This is a genomic window from Gemmatimonas sp., from assembly GCF_044345575.1.
Lineage (GTDB): Bacteria > Gemmatimonadota > Gemmatimonadetes > Gemmatimonadales > Gemmatimonadaceae > Gemmatimonas.
Genome location: NZ_JBIJAW010000281.1, coordinates 1 through 4,267 on the forward strand (window position 1 = coordinate 1; position 4,267 = coordinate 4,267).

5 protein-coding genes are annotated in these 4,267 nt (G+C 67.9%); 4 read left to right on the forward strand and 1 reads right to left on the reverse strand.

The genetic code is table 11. The features are described 5' to 3' along the window. A partial coding sequence (locus ACIQ6O_RS13555) for a hypothetical protein (RefSeq protein WP_396208320.1) occupies positions 1-186 on the forward strand: 186 nt, incomplete at its 5' end. 67 nt (positions 187-253) lie between these two features. After that, a complete protein-coding gene (locus tag ACIQ6O_RS13560) occupies positions 254-1,363 on the forward strand; it encodes a YgfZ/GcvT domain-containing protein (protein ID WP_396208321.1) in 1,110 nt (369 codons plus the stop codon). A gap of 73 nt (positions 1,364-1,436) precedes the next feature. Here the strand turns inward: ACIQ6O_RS13560 and ACIQ6O_RS13565 are convergent, their stop codons facing one another. Next, positions 1,437-1,640 carry a hypothetical protein gene (locus tag ACIQ6O_RS13565; protein ID WP_396208322.1) on the reverse strand — a complete coding sequence of 68 codons (204 nt, stop codon included), beginning with the start codon at positions 1,638-1,640 and terminating at the stop codon, positions 1,437-1,439. A 363-nt stretch (positions 1,641-2,003) separates the two neighbouring features. On the opposite strand from ACIQ6O_RS13565, the gene ACIQ6O_RS13570 reads away from it, so the two are divergent. Together ACIQ6O_RS13570 and ACIQ6O_RS13575 are read left to right on the forward strand one after the other, a co-directional pair. After that, on the forward strand, positions 2,004-3,473 hold the full coding sequence (locus tag ACIQ6O_RS13570) for a magnesium chelatase (protein WP_396208323.1): 1,470 nt from the start codon (positions 2,004-2,006) through the stop codon (positions 3,471-3,473). Positions 3,474-3,724: 251 nt separating this feature from the next. Next, a partial coding sequence (locus tag ACIQ6O_RS13575; RefSeq protein WP_396208324.1) for a TonB-dependent receptor occupies positions 3,725-4,267 on the forward strand: 543 nt, incomplete at its 3' end.

Sequence of the window (4,267 nt, forward strand, 5' to 3'; positions counted from 1 at the left end):
GACGATGCGCCACGCGCGCCGGGCGCGTCACTCGGGAGAAGCTGGCAGGCCATCGATGGACGGCTCACGGCAATGCAGCAACCCGCCGCCGAGCGCATCGCCTGGGAAACGGGCGAGTCGACGGCAGCAGCGGCCCAGCCGTTCGTCTCGGCGGTACACACGCGCCCGCCTGATCGCTCGCATTGATTCACGTGTCGGCTCGGCTACACTTCCGGTTACACTTCACGAAGCCGCCCACGCCGCAGGTGATGTCTTGAGCGAACACAATTCCGGCATGTCGAGCGCCACGCCGATCGGCGCGCTCCCTGGGGCCGATACACCAGCCCCCGCCCTCGTCTATCCCGCCTCGCTGTCGCCCGACGACGTCGAGGCCTACCACGCGCTGCGCCGCGATGCCGTGTGGTTCGACGGCGAGCTCCACTGGAGCAGCATCGAGGGGCCCAAGGCGATCGACGCGCTCAACGGCCTGGTCACGAACGATGTGAGCCAGCTCGCCGTGGGCATGGGTCAGCATGCCGTGGCGCTGACGCCGAAGGGGAAGGTGGTGTGCGACATGACCGTCGTGCGCATCAGCGACGAGCGATTGATGCTCGCCATGCTGCCGCACTGCCTGCCGGCCTGGCTCGACCTGGCGCGCAAGTACATCAACCCGCGTCTGGCGAAGGTGGCCGACGAACGGGAGCGGTGGGTCACGTGGATGCTGTACGGGACCAACGCGTCGCTGGTCATCACCGATCTCGGTGCGACATCCGGGGTAGCCGAGTCGGGGGCCGACAGCGCGGGGAGCGAGCTGGCCGAGTGGCCGGCATGGTCGCACGGCGTGGCGGACATTGCCTCCGCACGCGTGCGCCTCATTCGCGCCCCCCTGCTTGGCACCCTGCCGGGTTTCGTCATCGTGGCCGAGGCGGGCGAGGCGGACGCGGTGCGCACCAGGCTCGAGGCGTTCGCGCGTCCCCGGGGCTCTCAGGCGGTGTGGGAGCTCGCCCGCGTGGAGGCGGGGCGACCGGCGTTCGGCGTGGATATGGACGAGAACACCATCCCGCAGGAAGCCAATCTCGACACCCTCGGCGCAATCAGCTTCACCAAGGGGTGCTACACCGGCCAGGAGACCGTGGCCCGGGTGCACTTCCGCGGCCATGTGAACCGCCATCTGCGTGGTCTGACGGCCGCCGCCCCCCTGCCGCGCTCCGCCCGCGTCATCGATGCGACGGGTAAGGACGTGGGCGACGTACGCAGCAGCGCCCTCTCACCCCGCCTGGGCCCCATCGCCATGGCCATGGTCCGCCGCGAAGTGGCACCGGGAGCGACGGTGACGGTGGAAGGAGAGGAAGCGACCGTCGTGGAGCTGCCGTTTCCGGGGTGAGGGGTGGGTGTGGGGCCCCAGAAACGAAAAAAGGCCACGCCTTTCGGCGTGGCCTTTTCCCTGCTCAAGCAGATTAGTGCTTGGTCGTGTCAGCCGGGGCGGCAGCGGCAGCGGCCGAGTCAGGCTTGGCCGAGTCAGCCGGGGCGGCCATCGCGGCCGAATCCATGGCGGGCGCGGCGGCCGGGGCAGCGGCGGCCGAGTCAGCGGCCGGGGCCTCTTCCTTGGCGGAGCAGGCGGCGAGCACGATAGCAGCGGCGACGAGGGCGATGCGCTTCATAGTGGAGGACTCCAACGGTGCAGTGATGAGCGCCGTGCGTCCTAAATGCGCACGGCCCCCCCGGCAGGTGTGCCGACGGGGTACAAGCGATGGGAATGTACGGTGCGGCACCCGGCTGTCAAGGCGCTTTCATCCAATTCTCATGCTTCTTTCTTGGGGGAAAGCCGTTGCGGGACAAAGATTTTCCTATGTTTCTGTAAACAAGGCGTAACGGGCTGACACAACCCCCATCCCACCACGCCCATCCCCCGCCCTCCGCCGGTCGCGGGGCATGTCTCCGCGATCTCCGGGCACTCTTCGCCCCCCTCGTGCGCTAAGCAACCGTCATTGATGGAGGGTCCGATCCCGTGCCTCCATCCCCCCGTGCCTCACACGATCGTGTCCAGACTCCCCGAGACCCTCGGCGCCCTCCGGCGCTCCGGCTACGCCACCAACCGCCCGAAGAACGTCAAGGACGAGATCCGTCGGAACCTCATCGCCCGTCTGCAGGACGGCGGGCCGCTGTTCCGCGGCGTGCTGGGCTACGAAGAGACCGTCATGCCGCAGATCGTCAACGCGCTGCTGGCCCGGCACAACTTCATCCTCCTCGGCCTGCGCGGTCAGGCGAAGTCGCGCATTCTGCGCGCGCTCGTCACGCTGCTCGACGAAGCGATGCCCGTCGTGGCCGGCAGCGAGGTGAACGACGATCCGTTTGCGCCCATCTCGAAGTACGCCCGCAACCTCATTGCCGAGGCCGGTGACGACACCCCCATCGCGTGGGTCGCGCGCGATCAGCGCTACGTGGAAAAGCTCGCCACCCCCGACGTGACCGTAGCCGACATCATCGGCGACGTGGATCCCATCAAGGCGGCTCGCGGCGGGCATCTGCTGAGCGACGAGCTCACCATTCACTACGGCATGCTGCCGCGCGCCAACCGTGGCATCTTCGCGCTCAACGAACTCCCCGACCTCGCCGGCAAGGTGCAGGTGGGGCTGTTCAACATCATGCAGGAAGGCGATGTGCAGATCAAAGGCTATCCCGTGCGGCTCGCACTGGATGTGCTGCTCTGCTTCACCGCCAACCCCGAGGACTACACCGCGCGCGGCAAGATCATCACGCCGCTCAAGGACCGTATCGGCAGCGAGATCATCACGCACTACCCCGAGAGTGTCGCGCTTGGCGTGAGCATCACGCGGCAGGAGGCGTGGACGACGCGCGACCACGGCGTGGAGATCCGTGTGCCGGATCTCATCGAAGAGGTGGTGGAACGCATCGCCTTCGAGGCGCGCGATGACAAGCGCATCGACAAGCGCAGTGGCGTGTCGCAGCGCATGCCCATCACGGCGATGGAGAACGTGGTCAGCAACGCCGAGCAGCGCGCGCTCAAGAACGGCGACAGCGAAGCGGTGCCGCGGGTGGCCGATGTCTACGCGGCGCTCCCCGCTATCACGGGCAAGATCGAGCTCGAGTACGAGGGTGAGCTCGTGGGTGGCAACGCGATCGCCAAGGAACTCATCCGTCGCGCCTGCGACGCCACGCTACGCGAACGCGCCGGCGATCTCGACACCGATGAGATCGTGATGTGGTTCGATCAGGGAAGCGCGCTGCAGGTGGGCGACGACATTTCGATCGGCGTGGTGCGCAAGGGCTTCGACCTCGTGCCCGGCCTGGTGGACACCGTGTGTGCCCTCGGGCTCGCGAAGAAGGGCGACGACGCGATGATCGTCGTGGCGTGCGAACTCGTGCTCGAAGCGCTGGTGGCGCGCCGCAAGATCTCGCGGTCGGACGCAGGCGCATACGGCCGCGCGGAACGGGAGCAGCGGCGGAGACCGAACCAGGAGTATTTCGGGTAGACGCGGGAGGGCGGAAGCTCGGGCGGCGGAAGCTCGGGCGGCGGAAGCTCCAATCGCGGGAGCTGGTTGGACGGAAGCTGCGACCACGGGAGCTGGTGACACGGGATGTTGAACAACGGGAACTGCTCGTACGGGGCAGTTCCCGTTGTTGTAGCTCCCGTACCACCAGCTCCCGCCTCTCGAGCTTCCGTCGTTCCGCTGTTCCCCTCGATTAATCCGCCATTAAGGGACACCCCGCCAAACTCCGCGGCATGTCCCTCCCCCGGTACACCCTCCTGAGCCTCGGTCTGTTCGCCGGCACGTTGGCCCTGTCTGCGCCGGCAGCGGCGCAGCAGTCGGCAACGCCGCCGTCCCGGCTGCCAGCGCAGGACTCCGCGGCGCGGCGCATCGAGCCAATCACGGTGCGCGGTTCGCGCGCCCCATCGGTCACCGGCGGGGCCACGGCCGTCACCATCCGCGTGGACTCGCTGCCGGTGCCGTTGCTGCCCGCCCCGACGGTGGCCGATGTGCTGCGTCAGACGGCGTTTGTGCTGGTGCGACAGAACTCGCGAGGAGAATCGGAGCTCGGGATTCGCGGCTCCGATTCGCGTCAGGCCGCCGTCATGCTCGACGGATTGCCGCTCACCGTAGGGTGGGACAGTCGCACCGATCCGTCGCTCATTCCCAGCACCGGCGTGCAGCAGATCACCGTGATTCGCGGCCTCGGGTCGCTGCTCGCGGGCGCCAACACCTTGGGCGGGGTGATTCGCCTGGATCTCAATGGTCCGGCCACGGCGAGTCGCACGCTGAATGTT